This is a genomic window from Neisseria sp. 19428wB4_WF04 (assembly GCF_015235335.1).
Classification (GTDB): Bacteria; Pseudomonadota; Gammaproteobacteria; order Burkholderiales; family Neisseriaceae; genus Neisseria; species Neisseria musculi.
In genome coordinates this window covers 59,554-76,593 of record NZ_JADGLG010000005.1, presented here as the reverse complement: position 1 = coordinate 76,593, position 17,040 = coordinate 59,554, and the positions used below count along the sequence as shown (strand labels likewise).

Annotated in this window: 14 protein-coding genes and 1 tRNA gene; 4 read left to right on the top strand and 11 right to left on the bottom strand. The window is 51.5% G+C overall.

Features of this window, described 5'->3' with window-relative positions:
- The coding region (locus IR141_RS02450; protein WP_135034095.1) for a phage virion morphogenesis protein at positions 1 to 298 on the top strand (298 nt) is incomplete at its 5' end.
- A gap of 292 nt (positions 299 to 590) precedes the next feature.
- Here IR141_RS02450 and IR141_RS02445 read toward each other — a convergent pair.
- Entirely contained in the window at positions 591 to 1,037 is a 447-nt protein-coding gene (locus tag IR141_RS02445) for a CopD family copper resistance protein (RefSeq protein ID WP_135034094.1), read from the bottom strand.
- Positions 1,038 to 1,192: 155 nt separating this feature from the next.
- Between IR141_RS02445 and IR141_RS02440 the strand changes: the two genes are divergently transcribed.
- Positions 1,193 to 1,402 carry a glycine zipper 2TM domain-containing protein gene (locus tag IR141_RS02440; protein ID WP_135034093.1) on the top strand — a complete coding sequence of 70 codons (210 nt, stop codon included), beginning with the start codon at positions 1,193 to 1,195 and terminating at the stop codon, positions 1,400 to 1,402.
- Between the two features lie 747 nt (positions 1,403 to 2,149).
- Here IR141_RS02440 and IR141_RS02435 read toward each other — a convergent pair.
- Entirely contained in the window at positions 2,150 to 3,076 is a 927-nt protein-coding gene (locus tag IR141_RS02435) for a LysR family transcriptional regulator (RefSeq protein ID WP_135034092.1), read from the bottom strand.
- Between the two features lie 126 nt (positions 3,077 to 3,202).
- Between IR141_RS02435 and IR141_RS02430 the strand changes: the two genes are divergently transcribed.
- Complete coding sequence (locus IR141_RS02430) at positions 3,203 to 3,862, top strand: NAD(P)-dependent oxidoreductase (protein WP_135034101.1); 660 nt, start codon at positions 3,203 to 3,205, stop codon at positions 3,860 to 3,862.
- Positions 3,863 to 4,332: 470 nt separating this feature from the next.
- Here IR141_RS02430 and IR141_RS02425 read toward each other — a convergent pair whose 3' ends face one another.
- From IR141_RS02425 to pheS, 9 genes are all read right to left on the bottom strand, one after another.
- A complete protein-coding gene (locus tag IR141_RS02425) occupies positions 4,333 to 5,844 on the bottom strand; it encodes a helicase HerA-like domain-containing protein (protein ID WP_135034091.1) in 1,512 nt (503 codons plus the stop codon).
- Positions 5,845 to 6,825: 981 nt separating this feature from the next.
- The gene (gene prfA / locus IR141_RS02420) at positions 6,826 to 7,902 is read right to left on the bottom strand and encodes a peptide chain release factor 1 (RefSeq protein ID WP_135034090.1); all 1,077 of its coding nucleotides are present in this window, start codon (positions 7,900 to 7,902) and stop codon (positions 6,826 to 6,828) included.
- A gap of 101 nt (positions 7,903 to 8,003) precedes the next feature.
- A tRNA-Pro gene (locus IR141_RS02415) sits at positions 8,004 to 8,080 on the bottom strand.
- A gap of 35 nt (positions 8,081 to 8,115) precedes the next feature.
- Positions 8,116 to 8,439, bottom strand: a complete 324-nt coding sequence (locus IR141_RS02410; RefSeq protein WP_135034089.1) for a hypothetical protein — start codon at positions 8,437 to 8,439, stop codon at positions 8,116 to 8,118.
- Positions 8,423 to 8,725, bottom strand: coding sequence for an integration host factor subunit alpha (locus tag IR141_RS02405; protein WP_135034088.1), 303 nt, complete (start codon positions 8,723 to 8,725; stop codon positions 8,423 to 8,425). The genes IR141_RS02410 and IR141_RS02405 overlap by 17 nt, the downstream gene beginning before the upstream one ends.
- A 75-nt stretch (positions 8,726 to 8,800) precedes the next feature.
- Positions 8,801 to 11,164, bottom strand: a complete 2,364-nt coding sequence (gene pheT / locus IR141_RS02400; protein ID WP_135034087.1) for a phenylalanine--tRNA ligase subunit beta — start codon at positions 11,162 to 11,164, stop codon at positions 8,801 to 8,803.
- 20 nt (positions 11,165 to 11,184) lie between these two features.
- On the bottom strand, positions 11,185 to 11,691 hold the full coding sequence (locus IR141_RS13315) for a hypothetical protein (RefSeq protein WP_209304395.1): 507 nt from the start codon (positions 11,689 to 11,691) through the stop codon (positions 11,185 to 11,187).
- A gap of 200 nt (positions 11,692 to 11,891) precedes the next feature.
- A complete protein-coding gene (locus IR141_RS13310) occupies positions 11,892 to 12,086 on the bottom strand; it encodes a hypothetical protein (RefSeq protein WP_209304394.1) in 195 nt (64 codons plus the stop codon).
- Between the two features lie 131 nt (positions 12,087 to 12,217).
- A complete protein-coding gene (gene pheS, locus IR141_RS02390) occupies positions 12,218 to 13,210 on the bottom strand; it encodes a phenylalanine--tRNA ligase subunit alpha (RefSeq protein ID WP_135034086.1) in 993 nt (330 codons plus the stop codon).
- Positions 13,211 to 13,856: 646 nt separating this feature from the next.
- Between pheS and IR141_RS02385 the strand changes: the two genes are divergently transcribed.
- The gene (locus tag IR141_RS02385; RefSeq protein ID WP_228068130.1) at positions 13,857 to 16,802 is read left to right on the top strand and encodes a right-handed parallel beta-helix repeat-containing protein; all 2,946 of its coding nucleotides are present in this window, start codon (positions 13,857 to 13,859) and stop codon (positions 16,800 to 16,802) included.
- The last annotated feature ends 238 nt before the right edge of the window (positions 16,803 to 17,040 follow it).

The following is a 17,040-nucleotide window of genomic DNA, read 5'->3' as shown; positions in this document are numbered from 1 at the left end:
CGTGATGCGTGCCATCGCTACCGAAATGGTCTCACTCACGGAAGACAACTTCGAAAGTGAGGGCTGGGGTGGGCAAAAATGGAAGAGAAGCCGGCGCGTTGCCGACAACGGCGGCAAAACCCTGCAACTCTCCGGCCGGATCGCCGCAAGCATCAGCACCCAAGTCGGCAACGGCTTTGCCCGTATCGGCAGTAATAAAAAATATGCTGCCATCCACTACTTCGGCGGTAAAATCGAAGCCGAAAAGAAACTCATCGACACCGCCATCGCCATCGAATCCCTCAAAAGCGGCCTTTAAAAATAAAACGGGCAATCTGCCCGTTCACTTTATTTCACTAGCAACATTGTTTCAAGTCCACTATTCCATAGCATCCACCACCATCTGGCTGAATCCCATTTAGCTCAGAGACTCTTGTATATTTATCTCAATGGGTTTCAGCAGCAGCCTATGAAAACGATACAGCTTGACCGTTCCTTTGGATATTGTTCAATATCTTTCCAAAATCCTATAGCGGGCATCTAAGAAAAACAAAAAGTGCAAATTATTTAATGAATTACAATGCCATCGCATACATCATTGCGCAGCCTGCCTACCAAGCTATATAAAACATGGTTTTCGCCAGAAGCACAATCAACACCATCTGGCAAAATACCGCCATATGGATATATTTCGACCAAGCTGCTGTGAGTGTATTGCGCCGCATTTTGATTATGGCAATCAGAAAGTGCGCTAACACACCAAACGCCAGCAACGCTTTCAAACACAGCTGAGTGTTGAACGGGGCGGAAAATGGTGCGGCGAATGCGGCAGCATAACGGTGTGCCATTGTCAACCCCGACAGAAACACACTGCCCACCACCCACGGCATCACCCGCACCGCCCGCCGCATAATGGCTTTTTCTACCGTTCTGCGCGCCTCCCTCGGTACATCTTTGCTGTGTATAGCCGACAACACCAGCGTTTCAAAGAAAACGCCGCCCACAAAAACGATGGCGCAAAATAAATGTATGATATGTGCAACAGAATAAACGCTCATAAAATATAATTTCAAACTCTTGCCCAGTTTTAAAACTCTTTACCCCTGTCGATATACCTTTATCGGCGGCCTATGCCATACTGCGGGCGCTCTTACAGGGAGCCTGCCCTTTTACGGGCTTCCCGAAATATAACACCTTTCTTAAGGAGGATACTATGAAATCAACCATCGTTAAAGCTATTGCTCTGCTCGCCGTTGCCGGCTCGCTCACCGCCTGCGAGAGCATGAGCCGCACCCAACGCAACACTGCCACCGGTGCCATTATCGGCGGCGTAGCTGGCAATCTGATCGGCGGCGACACCGGCTCCACTCTCGGCGGCGCGGCGTTGGGCGGCGTAATCGGCAGCCAAGTAAACCGCCGCTAATCTGTCTATTTGCCGCCGTCATGACAAAGGCCGTCTGAAACTGTTTCAGACGGCCTTTTTGACCAAACCATCCTATCCACACTCCAATCAAACACCGTTATGCTGAATCCATTTTATTTCCGTTACGGTGTTGCTGCGTTTTAGCTCAAAGAGAACAATTTTGTCAGCCGCCCAAGCTACAACAGAACCAGTTCTGTACTCGCTGCACTGTTTGCGGCTTACTGCCCCTTAGTCAAAATAAAGTGGATGCACTATAACTATACAAAGCGATGTAGAGATAACGCTGCAGGGCAAGCCACCACCATTCATTTAAATAAGGTCGTCCATAACGTTGTGTCTAGTGTCAATTCTTTCAGATTTATTTCTACCCGGTTGCTAAGACCGTCTGAAAGGTTTTCAGATGGTCGAAATCTTACAATATTCAAAAACACATCATAAGAAAGTTTATCTGCCGTTATTGCCATGACCACGCAGGCGAAAATCTAGGCTTCCGGCATCCAGGTTGTTTAATCAACACTTTAATATTTTAATCTACATTCCTTTCTGCGCGACAATGATGCTGTTTCAGTCTTTCAGGCCTTGAAATATTTTTTCAAAGGCCGCTGCCTTTGATTTATTTACAGTGAAATATCCGCCGGTGCCGGATTTTGGCAATCGGGCTTGTGTTGCTGCACACTCCGCTAATCTCAATATTGCAGTTTCTCGCCATCCGGCTAAGCTTTCACCCGAGGCCGTCTGAAAGAATGTTCAGACGGCCTGATCTGTAGTTTTGCCCGATTCTGCCACGCTCCGGCCGTCTGCCGCCGACACTTGCTGCAGAATTTTCAACACGGCCTCGGTTTTGGCCGACTGCACACGATAGGAAGTTACCGCATAAATATTCACCACCGGTGCCAGCCACTGCGGCAGCACTACTTCAAGGCTGCCCTGCTGCACATATTGCCGCACCTCTCCCCCAAGCTGCATCGACAGCCCCACTCCGCCCACGGTGAGCGCGCACACGGCAGAAAGCTGGCTGCACGGCATACTGTCGGCAATATCGAGCAGATAACTTTCTGCTGCGCACCTGAGCGTGGCGCGCACCGGCACGAAATGCAGCCAGCTGTGGCGGTGGAGCTGCTCGGGGCGCTCGATCGGCGGATGGCGCGCCAAATAATCGGGGGCGGCGAAAATCTGCCACCGCCACGACACCAGATGGCGGGCAATCAGGTTGGCATCGTCAAGCGCATGCTCGCCGCCGCGTATGGCAATATCGATGCCGCCCTGCTGCATATCGATCAAGCGGTCGCCGATATGCAGCACGGGGCGGATATCGGGGTATTCGCGCTGCAGGCGTTTTAAAGCCGTCTGAAACATCGGCGTGCCGGCCATGCCGGAGGTGGCGGCCAGATGCACTTCGCCTGCCGCCTCGGTTTTCAGATTGTTCAGCGCGGTTTTCATATCGGTCAGCGTGTGCCGCAGGCGGTGGCAGTGCGCCAGCAATGCCTGCCCCGCATCGGTGGGCGCCAGGCGGCGGGTGCTGCGCCGGAGCAGTTTCACGCCGTGCAGGCTTTCCAGGCGGGTGATGTGCTGGCTGACCGCGGAAGGCGTCATGCCCAGCGCGGCGGCAGCGGCGTTCATACTGCCCTGCTCTAGCACGGCGGCAAATACCAACAGCGGTTTGATGTCGTGCATGGTTCAAATGTCCTTCAATTGTTTAGTTGTGCTTAACAATATAATTAGCAAAACGGGAATTATCAAGTGTTTCAAGCGGCCTTATACTGCACCCACCTTAACAAAAAATTAATGAAAGGAAAGATGATGAAAATCGCAGTTATCGGCGCAACCGGTTATGTGGGCAACGCTGTGGTGCAGGAGCTGGCTTCGCGCGGCCACGAAGTAACCGCTTTTGCCCGCAACACCGATAAAGTATTTCAGGCCGGCAATGTCTGCGCAGAAGCCGCCGATGTAACCGCCGCCCGCTTCTCTAGCCGTCTGAAAGGCTTCGATGCGGTGGTGAGCGCGTTTAACCCCGGCTGGGGCAATCCCAATATCGGCGCGGATTTTACGCGCGGCGCCCATGCTATTGTCGAAGCCGCCAAAGCCGCGCAGGTGCCTTATTTGTTGGTGGTCGGCGGCGCGGGCAGCCTCTATGCCGCCCCCGGCCTGCAGGTGATAGACACGCCTGATTTCCCCAAAGAAATCTATGAAGGTGCCAATGCCGCCCGCCATCTGCTGGCCGATTTACAGCAGCGCAGCGATGTAAACTGGGCCTTTGTTTCGCCGCCCGCCCGCTTGGGCGCCGATGCCGGCTACAGCGAAGAGCGCACCGGCCGCTACCGCTTGGGCAAAGATGATTTGCTGATGGAAAACAACAATCTGCCCGCAGGCATCAGCGTGGCCGACTTAGCCGTTGCCATTGCCGACGATGTGGAGAACAAGGCACACCTGCACCAGCGCTTTACCGTTTCCGCCGCCTGAGTTTCCTGAGAATCCCAAAGGCCGTCTGAAATGGTTTTCAGACGGCCTTTTCTTTCGGCAATACACAACACCGGTTCTTTGAAGCGGCCGTGCTGTTCCGCCGACAACTCTTGTGCCGCGTTATCGGCACACCGCATATGCCCGCTGAGATAGTGCAAATTTATTTTCAACACCAGGCAGGCCGCAGGCAGTACGTAACCCGGCTCTGTTGCCAATCGGACGGCGGATAAAACCGTCTGCTTTAAGCCCGGGCGCAGCACCATCACTGAAACGACCCACTCCGGAGCATTCACGCTGATACGTTTCAGACGGCCTTAAATAATTCGGTAATTCTTTGCCGCCTGCCTTGTTATCGTTTTCCTTATCGAGCGGCATACGGCGGCTGTGTGTTTTGCCGAGCTCTCGGCACTGCCTGTTGTCCGACACCCCAAAAGTGGCCGCTTTTTCTGTGGCGGAAACGCGCTTTGGGGCTATTTCAGCATATTTTTAATCACGCCCATCACGCTGCGGGAGATGGCGCGGGTAACCTGCTTGTTAATCTGGCTGCCCACCGAATCGGCCAAATCATAGGCGATGCCTTGGTTGGCTTTTTTACGCCCGCCGAACAGGCCGCCCAAAAAGCCGCCGACCACGCCGTTTTGCTGCGGCTGCGCAGCGGCTGCTTTTTCTGCTTTGGCCGCAGTTTTTACCGCTTCGGCTTCGGCCTGTTGCGATTCCAATTCGGCCAAGGCTTCGTAGGCGGAATAGTTGTCCACCATATCTTTATAGTGGCGGTAGAGAATATCTTTTTGATATTCGGCATCGCGCTCGGCGGCCGCCAGCGGGGTCAGGCTGGATTGCGGCGGCAGCACAAAGGCGCGCTCCACCGGCGCTGGCATGCCTTTTTCATCGAGAAACGATACCAGCGCTTCACCCACGCCCAATTCGGCAATCGCTTCGGCCACATTCACGTTGGGGTTGGTGCGGAAGGTTTCGGCAGCGGCCTTCACGGCTTTTTGATCGCGCGGGGTAAACGCACGCAGGGCGTGCTGAACGCGGTTGCCGAGTTGGCCGAGAATGGTGTCGGGCAGATCAAGCGGGTTTTGGGTAACGAAATACACCCCCACGCCTTTGGAGCGGATAAGGCGCACCACTTGCTCAATCTGCTCTACCAGCGCGCTGGGGGCATTGTCGAACAGCAAATGCGCTTCATCGAAAAACATCACAAATTTGGGCTTGTCCAAATCGCCCACTTCGGGCAGGGTTTCAAACAGCTCGGCCAGCATCCACAGCAAAAACGCGCTATACATACGCGGCGAGCGCATCAGTTTTTCCGAGTTCAAAATATTGATCACGCCTTGGCTGCCTTCGGTCTGCATCCAGTCTTCAAGGTTCAGCGCCGGCTCGCCGAACAGGTTTTCGGCACCCTCGTTTTCGAGTGTGAGCAACTGCCGCTGCACTGCGCCCACGCTGGCGGGCGACACATTACCGTATTTGGCACGGTATTGGGCGGCGTTGTCGGAAACGTGTTTGAGCAGCCCGCGCAGGTCTTTCAAATCGATAAGATGCCAACCGTTGTCGTCAGCCACTTTAAACACCAGATTGAGCAGCCCTTCCTGGGTGCCGTTCAGATTCATCAGGCGTGCCAGCAGCATCGGCCCCATTTCGGAAATGGTTACGCGCACGGGAATGCCGGTTTCGCCGAACACATCCCAAAAGCGCACCGGAAAACTTTGCAGCCAATCACCGCCCAAACCGAATTCGGCGATGCGCTCGCCCACCTTGCCGCTGTCGGCTCCGGCATTGGCCATGCCCGACAAATCGCCTTTCACGTCTGCCAGAAACACGGGAATGCCCGCACCGCTGAAGGCTTCTGCCATACGGCGCAGGGTAACGGTTTTGCCTGTGCCGGTGGCGCCGGCAATCAGGCCGTGGCGGTTGGCCATTTTTCCTTGAATTTCAAGCGTGTTGCCGCCTGCTCGGGCAATTTGGAAGGTGGTCATAACGGTTCCTCGGCTGTTTGATATAAAGGCGTATTTTCTTATTTTTCAAAACACAAGGCAATGCTTGATGAATGACGGCAGATTTGCTTCATTTCATTTTTTGGTATGGGCGGCAAGGAGCCGCAATGCTGTGGTGGAAATTCAGAAAATCTACGCTTGAAAAAGAATATTTTGAACGCACGGGATATTTAAAGGCCGTCTGAAAACCATTTCAAACGGCCTTTAAATAACTAAGCCGCTCAGGCAGTGCCCGCGATAAGGCATTGGTAATGTTGTATTTTTTTAAACCATCGGCAGCGGCAACAGCACGAACCTGCCGCGCTGTGGGTTTTCTCGGAATTTCTGCCCAAACAAACAAGGCCGTCTGAACCGTAGCCGGGCAGGAGGATTCGCCGCAGGCATACGCTGCCCAACAAATATTACCAACCGCTTTAAAATCATGACGGCCTTGGATAGTGGCAGCGTTGGCCGCTTTGCATCACTTTAAAGCGGGTTATAACCAACCTGTGTTGCTTCAGTATGCAATACCCCGCCTCAAAGAGCGTGATGATGAAGCTGTTAAGGCGGCATCAGCGGCAGTTTTCCGGCGGCTTGTCTGCCTTCGGCCGGCCATTTCTCATCGAGAACACCTAGGCCGTCTGAAAAAATATTTTCAGACGGCCTGATACCGTTAATTTCCTAAAATCAATAAAAGCGGTGGCCGCTATGGGGCATTCCACACATTTTCGCTGCGGGGCGGCAGGCTGCCCCGCAGCGCATAAAAATGAGCCGTCTGAAACATTCAGACGGCCTTAAAAGTAAAATCGATGAAAAGGAATGTAAACCCAGCTGAAACTGCCGCCTTGCTTACATAACAAATATTAACAAACTAAAAGAAAACATGCAAGCATTTTTTACACGAAAGCCACTAAACCATTGGAAATTTTATTAAAATAGATTTATTTTGTGAATTTATGTTAATATTTATTTGATAATGTCATATTATTTGCCCATTTCCGCCAGCAATCCGGCCTGGTGTTCGGCAGTCAGCGCGGCGGTTAGTTCTGCCAAATCACCATCCATAATAAAATCCAATTTGTGAAGGGTTAGATTGATGCGGTGGTCGGTAACCCTGCCTTGAGGGTAATTATAGGTGCGGATGCGCTCGCTTCGGTCGCCGCTGCCGATTAGGGATTTGCGTTCCACCGCCTCCTTGGCTTGCGCTTCGCGTTTTTTGGCATCGTTTAAGCGCGCCGCCAAAACTTTCATCGCCTGCGCTTTGTTGCTGTGTTGCGAGCGTCCGTCTTGGCATTCGACCACCATGCCGGTAGGCAGGTGGGTAATGCGCACGGCAGAATCGGTTTTGTTGATATGCTGGCCGCCCGCTCCTGATGCTCGGAAGGTATCGATGCGCAAATCGGCAGGATTCAGCCGGATTTCTTCCAACTCACCGGCTTCGGGCATCACTGCTACCGTACAGGCAGAAGTATGGATACGCCCTTGGCTTTCTGTGGCCGGTACGCGCTGCACACGGTGGCCGCCCGACTCGAATTTCAATTTGCTGTATGCGCCAAGCCCGACAATGCGGGCAATCACTTCTTTATAACCGCCCAAGTCGCTTTCGCTGGCCGATACGATTTCCATCTGCCAGCGGTTACGTTCTGCATAACGGCCATACATACGCAGCAGATCGCCGGCAAACAACGCCGCTTCGTCTCCGCCCGTGCCGGCGCGCACTTCGATAAAAATATTTTTATCATCATCGGCATCTTTGGGCAGCAGCAGTTTTTGCAGCTCGTTTTCCAGCATTTCGATTTGCGCTTCGGCCTTTTCGATTTCTTCGGCTGCAAAGGTTTTCATTTCCGGGTCGGCCAGCATTTCCTGCGCATCGGCCAAATCGCTCTGCGCCAGATTGTATTGCCTGAACGCCTCGGCCACCGGCGTCAGCTCCGCATGCTCGCGCGTGAGCTTGCGGTAGTTGTCTATATCGTCGGCGGCTTCGGGCCGGGCAAGCAGATGGGTGACTTCTTCCAAACGCTCGGCCGATTGTTGCAGTTTTTCTAAAATAGATGGTTTCATGGTTTTTTCCGTTGAGGCCGTCTGAAAACATTTCAGACGGCCTCAAGCCAAGCAGGCAAAGAAAAAAGCCAGCCGGGGCGAGCTGACTTTTCAATATGTTTTGGTCGGAGTGAAAGGATTCGAACCTTCGACCCCTTGCACCCCATGCAAGTGCGCTACCAGACTGCGCCACACTCCGACTCGAAAGAGAAAGGGATTATATGGTTCCGATGTCTAGCTGGCAAGTATTTTTTCCACGCTGCCCAACATTTTTTTCAGCTCTTCGCGCATTTCTTCGGCCTGAATCGCCGGATTGCCCGAAGCATCTAAGGCATTGTGGTTGAAGGTATCGATAAACGGGGCGAAAGTATCTTTCAATTTCAGCACTTTAAGCACGTCTGCACGGGTATAGTTGTTGCCGCCATAGCCGACCACCACCCCGTTTTCGTGCTGCCATTGAGCGAATTGTGTGATGCTGATCTGCGCCAGTTCGCACATTTCGTTCAGGCTGAAATAGCGCTTGGCGGGAATTTTAGGCAGGTTAGCGCTGTTTGTCATAATAATGCTCCACCATGCCTTTGAGTTTCTGGCTGGCATGAAACGTTACCACCCTGCGTGCCGAAATCGGCACTTCTTCACCGGTTTTCGGGTTGCGGCCGGGACGCTGCGGTTTATCGCGCAACTGGAAATTGCCGAAGCCGGAAATTTTAATTTCTTCGCCCCGCGCCAAGGTGGTGCGGATTTCTTCAAAAAAGAGCTCAACGATTTCTTTGGCATCGTTTTTGGTTACGCTGCTGACTTTTTCAACCAAAATATCGGCCAATTCGGCTTTAGTTAGTGTCATTTTATTACCTTCGCTTTTCAACAGATGGGGATTATCACTAATTTTTTGTTGTCATTCAAGAGAATATAGGTTTTTTTAACACCGCAGTTGCGCGCCCGCACTTTCGGCGGATTTCACCAGTTTTTCGATTAGAGGCTCCACCGCTTCTTCTGTCAGTGTAGCTTCCGCATCCTGCAACAGAACTTTCACGGCAATGCTCTTCATGCCTTCGGGCAAACCTGCGCCGCGATAAACATCGAACGCGGCGATTTCCTGCACCAAACGGCTGTTCACGCTGTTCAACGCGCCCAGCAAAGCATCATGCGGCACGTTTTCAGGCAGCACAAACGCCAAATCGCGGCGCACGGGCTGGAATTTGGACACGGGGCAGTAAATGGTTTTTGCTTTGCCGAGCACGGCCGCCATATCGATTTCAAACACCAGCGCGGCTTGCGGCAGGTCGTATTTTTGCAGCCATTGCGGATGCAGCTCGCCGATAAAGCCGACAGTGCGGCCGTCAAGCACGATTTCGGCGGTGCGGCCGGGATGTAGCGCGGGATGCTCGGCCTTCACGAACGACACGTTTTTGCCACCCAACAAATCTTCGACATCGCCTTTTACATCGTAAAAATCGGCCGCGCGGGTTTTCTCGCCCCATTGTTCGGGATCGGTCGAACCGTAAACCAAACCGCCGATACGTTCGTTTTGCACAAAACGGCCGTCTGAATTTTTGCCGAACACGCGGGCGATTTCAAACACGCGCACGCGGTTTTGCTTGCGGTTGAGGTTGTTTTGCAGGATTTCAACCAATCCGCCGATCAGGGTGGAACGCATCACACTGTATTGCGCCGCCAGCGGGTTTTGCAGGCGGACCGGCTCTTCGTTGGCAGCAAAATCGCGCTCCCATTGCTCGTTTACAAAGGCATAGCTCACCACTTCCTGATACCCTCTTGCAGCCATTTGGCTGTAAACGGCAAAACGGTTGCGGCGGGTTTCGGGCAGTGCCAGCATTTTCAGACGGCCCGAAGCGGTATCGCCGGGAATGTTTTCATAGCCGTAAACGCGGGCGATTTCTTCGATTAAATCGGCTTCGACTTCGATGTCGTAACGAAAGCTCGGCGAAGTGGTTTGCAGGCCGTCTGAAACTTTTTGCGGTTGCAGGCCCAACGCGGCCAAAATGCTTTCGATGCGCGCTTCGTCCACCGCCACACCTAATAGTTTTCCTACCCGCGCCGTGCGCACGGCTACGGTTTTGCGTTCGGGCAGCTTGCCCACGGCTTCTGTTATTGCGCCCGCCGCGCCGCCGCAAATCTGCAACACCAATTCGCTGGCACGCTCGATGGCGTCGCGCTGCAATTCAAAGTCCACGCCGCGCTCGAAGCGGAAAGACGAATCGGAGCCGAAGCCGTATTGGCGCGATTTGCCGGCAATGGTTTCCGGTGCAAACCAGGCCGACTCCAGCACAATGTTTTTGGTGCCGTCTGAAACCGCGCTCGCTGCGCCGCCCATCACACCGGCCATGCTCAACGCGCCTTTTTCATCGGCAACCACCAAGGTGTTTTCAGACAGGCATACGGTTTTTTCATTCAAACATTCGAGCGTTTCGCCTTCTGCGGCGCGGCGCACAATAATGCTGCCGGAAAGTTTGTCGGCATCAAACACATGCATGGGCTGGCCGAGCTCCAGCATTACATAGTTGCCGATATCTACCAGCGCCGAAATGCTGCGGATGCCGCTGCGCAACAAACGCTGTTTCAGCCAATCGGGCGTGGGCGCCTGCGCATTAACATTTTCAATCACGCGGCTTAAAAAACGGCCGCAATCGGCAGGCGCATCAATGCGCACCGGCCGGATTTTGCTGCTTTTCACAGTGGCCGTCTGAACCGCTGCCGGCTTGTAGGCGCATTGCGTCAAAGCCGCCACTTCGCGCGCCAAGCCTTTGATGCTCAGGCAGTCGGCACGGTTGGGGGTGATTTTCAGGGTAAAAACGGTATCGTCCAAATCCAGATAATCGCGCAGGTTTTCACCGGCCGGAGCATCGGCGGGCAGAATATGCAGGCCGTCCACACCGTCATCGGGCAGCCCCAGCTCGTTGGCGGAACACAGCATACCGTTGGAAACCTGCCCGCGCATTTTGGTGGGCTTGATTTTGAAATTGCCCGGCAACTCCGCACCCGGCAAGGCACACGGCACTTTAATGCCGGCACGCACATTCGGCGCACCGCAGACGATTTGAATCAGTTCGCCGGTGCCGGCATCGACTTGGGTGATGTTCAAACGGTCGGCATCGGGGTGTTTTTCCACCGATTTCACTTCGGCCACCACCACGCCGTTAAACTCCGGTGCGGCTTTAGCGGCTTCTTCAACCTCGAGGCCGGACATGGTGAGCAGATGGGCGAATTCGTTGGCAGACAAATCAGGATTGGCTTGGGTTTTCAGCCAGTTGTAGGAAAATTGCATGGAATTACTCTTGAATTAATTTAATGGATTTTTTTGGCTTTGAGGTATTGCTCAAAGTCATCGTCTTCTAGGATTTTGTCAAATTCATTTAAATAACGGCTTTGGTTCTCTGGATCGAATTCAACCGTAGTTTTCAAGAATTTGGAAAAAATATTATTTTTGCCCGCCAGCTCGCTCACAACCGAATAATCCATTTGCGTTTTAAACTTGGCCGGAGAAAGTATCTTACTTTGCGAAATATTTTGTGCATCGAGTTTGATAATGCCAATACCAAAACTCAAACTGAGTTTTTGCAAGGCTTCAATAAACTCGTCGTCTTCTGAAAGATTCAGAGCAACCAAACAGCCTTCATTTGCCCAACTGGAATTGCTGACCGCCTGAAAAAAATATTCTTTGTAATTGGAAAAGTTCAAATCGACTTTTAGCTCAAATGAGAAAATTTTAATTGGCAGCCTATCAAATTTTTTAATTAAATTAAAAACATTGTTTTCAGCATAGTTGGCATATTCAAAATTTACGGCCACCATGTCCGGATAAAGCCATTTATCTGCACCTTTTTAATTTTTCTTACTATTTTCATGAAAAACTGTGCGCAAATGGGCATTAAATGCCGGATTGATCCATAGCCATTTTGCCAGCAGTGGATGCAAATCCCGTTCATGGAACCCGTTTGCCGTTGCCTTAATGCTTTCAGGTTGTTGATTAACTTTTTTTTCAGATAGCCCTTTCAGAAAAAAGCGTTTTGGATTTTTGCTGCCTTCAAGCTGTTGAAATTGACCGTTTGTTTTTTTGCATTTTCATAGATAACTGATCCGACAGTTGCCCACGGTGTTTTACCTAATGAAATCAGTCCGATCTGCTCATCATAAGATTTCAAGTGAATATAAAGTTGTTTCTCAATAATATAATCCCAAATTTCCATAGGGCTTGCCGGATGGTTCAGTTCTTTTGCAGCTAATATGGATAATTCTAAGTAGCTTATTTTTTTATTTTTTGCTTTCAGGCTACCTGAAAACCGTTTATCTATCGATTTTTCAAGCAGCTTATGCTGGATTATTTGACAAACTGCTTTAAAAAGTTCAAATCATTGTCGAAAAACAGCCGCAAGTCGTTCACGCCGTAACGCAGCATGGCAAAGCGGTCCAGCCCGATACCGAAAGCGAAGCCGGTGTAGCACTCGGGGTCGATATTCACGTTATTCAACACATTAGGATGCACCATGCCGCAGCCGCCCACTTCCAGCCATTTGCCGTTGTCGCCCATGATGTCGATTTCGGCGGAGGGTTCGGTGAACGGAAAAAACGAGGGACGGAAGCGCACCTGCAAATCGCTGCGCTCGAAAAAGCGGCGGATAAAGTCAGTGAACACGGCTTTTAAGTCGGCCATCGTTACGCCTTCTTCCACCCACAACCCTTCGGCCTGGTGGAACATCGGCGAGTGGGTGGCATCGGAATCAACGCGGTACACGCGGCCGGGGGCGATGATGCGGATAGGCGGATTCTTTTTATCCAGCATATAGCGGATCTGAATCGGTGAGGTGTGGGTGCGCAGCACATCGCCGTTTTCCACGTAAAAGGTATCCTGCATGGCGCGGGCCGGGTGGTTTTGCGGGATATTGAGCGCTTGAAAGTTGTGGAAATCGTCTTCGATTTCGGGGCCGTCTGCCACATCGAAACCCATGCCGTGAAAGAGTTCTACCACGCGCTGCAGAGTCAGGGTTACAGGGTGCAGACCACCGCTGTGTTGACCGCGGCCGGGCAAAGTAACATCAAGTGCTTCGGCGGCCAGCCTCTCTTGCAGCTTGGCAGCATTTAAAGCTTCTCTCTTGTCGTTATAGGCCGTCTGAAAACGGTTTTTGCATTCGTTGATGTGCGCGCCAACAGTTTTCTTTTCTTCGGGCGGCAGACTGCCGAGCTGCTTGAGCAGTGCATTCAATTCCCCCGCCTTCCCCATGTAGCGCGCCTTAACCGTTTCCAATGTCTGAAAATCGGCTGCCGCCTCAATTTCACCAATCCCTTGATTGACAATAAGGTTTACATTTTTCATAGTTCGATTCGTGTGATTTCTGCAAATACCGCCCGGGCTGCCTGCGTGCCGCAGATATGGGGGCATCGGAAGATTGCCGCCGGCTCCCGCAAAGGCCCTCTGCCCCCGCCTGCAAGAATTTTCGCCGCAATCCGAAAAGTGGGCAATTGTAGCGTAAATTGCGCCGAAAAAACAGCGGGCTAACAATCGCTTTATCTGCTTTTCCCGTCTCATCTCAAATCTTCAGCACACTTTTTTCAGACGGCTTTTTTTGTACCGCCCCGCCTGCCTCGGCTTCAACACCCTACAACAAATTACAAAAGTTACTGTTGCATATTTCACAAATAATATGCAAAAAGCAACTATTTATTTGCATGACTTTTGCATCAGTGATAAATTTTGTTTCGTTTTGTAAATTAATTAAATATCATTAATTTATGACAAAGCAACCATATTGAATATATTTATATATTTAAAACAATAAGATATTTAATATATTAAAATATAAAATAGAGTAAAAATTTTATTATTTATATTCATAATAAATAAATAAAACATATATTTACAATTTTTAAAACAATGGCGCAGTGCATACTTTTCCAATTGAGGAACGCAAATTTGCCTGATGCCTGATAAAAATTTAGCAACAACATTACGGAACCACAAAATGTCAAATCAAATTATTCTTACCGTTACTCGGTCGGGAGGCTCTGCTGTTGCCGAGCAAAACACCCGCTTCAACATCGAACCGGGGTCGGGTCAAGCCTTAACCATACCCGCTGCCGACCACACCGACTATCGATTCACCGATGCCGCCACCGGGTTGGCCCCTGAAGGCTTGGCTTTCAACCGCGTTGGCGATCATCTTTATATCCACGACAAAGCCTCCGGCAAATCGCAGCCCGATATCATTATTGAAAACTACTACAACCACGCCGGCAATAAAATGCCGGGGTTGCAGGCAGACGGCGTGCTTTCACCCTACTATGGCGAAATTTCTTCCCCGATCACTGCCGAACAAGTAACCGTACATCAAACTGCCGGCACTACCAACAAAATGGCCATTGCCTTGAGCAGCCTGGCCGGCGCAGGCCTGCTTGGCGCATTAGCGGGGGGCGGAGGCGGAGGAGGAGGAAGCTCCGAGTCCCCACCTGCTGCAACCATTCCCGCTCCCCAACCTATAGCGGCCGGCCATGCCATACTGAACAATCCTGCTTCGTCCTCCCATACTGCCGCGCAGGGTAAAACAATTGTGTCTGCAACACCCAACCCATCCACAAATACCACCCCCCTGGCTGCCAGGCCGTCTGAAACTGCTAAGCCGTCTGAAACTGTTAAGCCGTCTGAAACTGTTAAGCCGTCTGAAACTGTTAAGCCGTCTGAAACTGTTAAGCCGTCTGAAACTGTTAAGCCGTCTGAAACTGTTAAGCCGTCTGAAACTGTTAAGCCGTCTGAAACTGCTAAGCCGTCTGAAACTGCTAAGCCGGTAATTTCAGACGGCCAAACGGGCGGGGGGCATGATTACCACGTTTACCAACACCCGAAATACGGCAAATATATTGATGCAGCCGAATTCGGCACCGACCCGAGCGGTCGCAGCGACAGCCTGCCTGCCATTAATGCTGCCCTGGCTGCCGCGCACAAAGAAAATGCCGCTGTGTATTTGAGCGGCAATCTGTATATTTCCAACCAGATGGTGTTAAACAAAGCCAATTCCGGTGTAACCGCCCTATTCGGCAACGGCATGGGTAACACCACAATTTCTTTCGATAAAGCGCAAACCGGTGTATTTAATTCCGATACCAATGAAGATGATGTCCGCGCATTTGCCGGCATTTTAATCGATGGCCAAAGCAACAAAACCATTGCTGATTTGTCGGTGAAATACACCCATCCCGATTTTTACCGCTTCGGCCAAAGCTATTTCGGCAAAGTCAACGGTATTGTGGTCAATGATGCCGACAACACCTTAATCAGCAAAGTAGAAGTGTCGGGTGCCAACCGTGCGGGGGTATTTTTCACTTCTACCCACACCCTGCAGCCCGACCCGCAAGGCAGCCAAGGCCGCACTTATAAAGCGCGCCTGATTCGCGGCGAAGTGGATGAAACCTATGAAAACCTGCCCTTGGGGGAAAACAACCGCATCATTGACAGCAACCTGCACCACAACCGTGTGGCCGGCGTGCTGCTGGCCTATCAGAAAAATTTTATTGCCGACAACAACGTGATGTCATGGAACGGGCATGAAAAAGACGGCGGAACAGGCTACGGCATCGCCAGCATGGCCGGCAGCTACAATTACGGCATCACGTTCCGCAACAACACCACCGACCACAACTACCGTAAAGGGCTGGATGTGCACGATGGCGACAATATTGTGATTGAAAACAATGTTTCTATCGGCGACCGTCTCTACGGTATCGGCGTGTATAACCGCCAATTCACGATGGACACAGTGAAAGTGAGCAACAACACCGTGATTGCCGACCCTGAGTTCCGCCTGGCACAAGACGACAATCCCGGTTTGCGTTATTTCGGCTATTCCGGCATCCAGCTGCAAACCAACACCATGTTCCGCGACTTGCACAGCGGGGAGGCCGGCCATTTTGAAATCAGCCGCAACACCATTAAAAATCTGGATGTTTACCGCAATGCCATCCAAACCTACGGCATAGAGTTCCGCAACCACGAACCGAATATGCATTACACCTTGGATATTGCCGGCAACACCATAGAAGGTGCCTCCGTTAAATACGCCATTGCCGTGATCAACAACACCAAAAGCAAAATTCTCGATACCGCAGGCCAAGGTTCGGGCACCATCAATGTTACCGACAACACTATCGATATCGGCAGCATCGGCCGGGGCACCCTGCCTGTGTTTATCAACGAAGAAAACAACAACGGAAAGCTGCGCGGCGAAGTAACCTTTTCGGGCAACAATATCACCATACGCGAACATTCAGACGGCACCATTGAAGGCGTACAGATGGTGGGCAACGCCGAAACCTACCGCGTTACCGACAACACCTTCGAAATACGCGGCACCATGGACAAACCTGTAGTCAGCCTGCTTGGCCGAACCGACAGCGAAGCCCCCGAGCTGATTGTCAGCGGCAACAACATTACTACCGACTTAACCGGTAATCTCTACCGCAGCTGGATAGAGCGCAATGCTACCGTTGATGTTTATGCCGACAACAACACCCACAACGGCAAAGAGCTGGCCGAAGTACGCCATACCGTTACTCCGCCGGCTTCCGAGCCTGCACCTGGAACCGTTGCAGCTGCCAAAACTGCCTATGTTTTGGATTTGGGTATCGGCAGCAACACCATATCAGGCAACGACACACACGAAACGGCCTACCCCCGGATTGCAGCTGCCAAAACAGCAGCGGTCTCAGAAAACACGGCAAAACTTTCCGGCCAGCTTTCAGACGGCCTGCCTGCCTTGAATGATTTGCTTGCCGTTAACGATTTGGATTTGTCTAACGTATTGGGTGCCGGAAGCAGCACAGCGGGAACCATAGGCGCAACGGTTGCCGAATACACGAGGTCGCTGGATATCAACGAAGAACAATGGCAAAACGAAGTTTCTGCCCATATCATATAAACAAACACTTTCAAACCGACAACCCGAACCGGGATTTTTTATAACCGGTTAAATTTAACAAAAGCAAGCCGGCAAACTGCAAACAGTAAAAATTAGCTGAACCACGTTACCATGACTAAACGTTGGAAAACTTATACGGTTTTACTGGCAGCAGCTCGCTGGCTTGCATCTGTTTGAGTGGATTCACCATATCGCAACCAACTGATTTCCATACACTTCCTCACTCTCTAAGCAAACA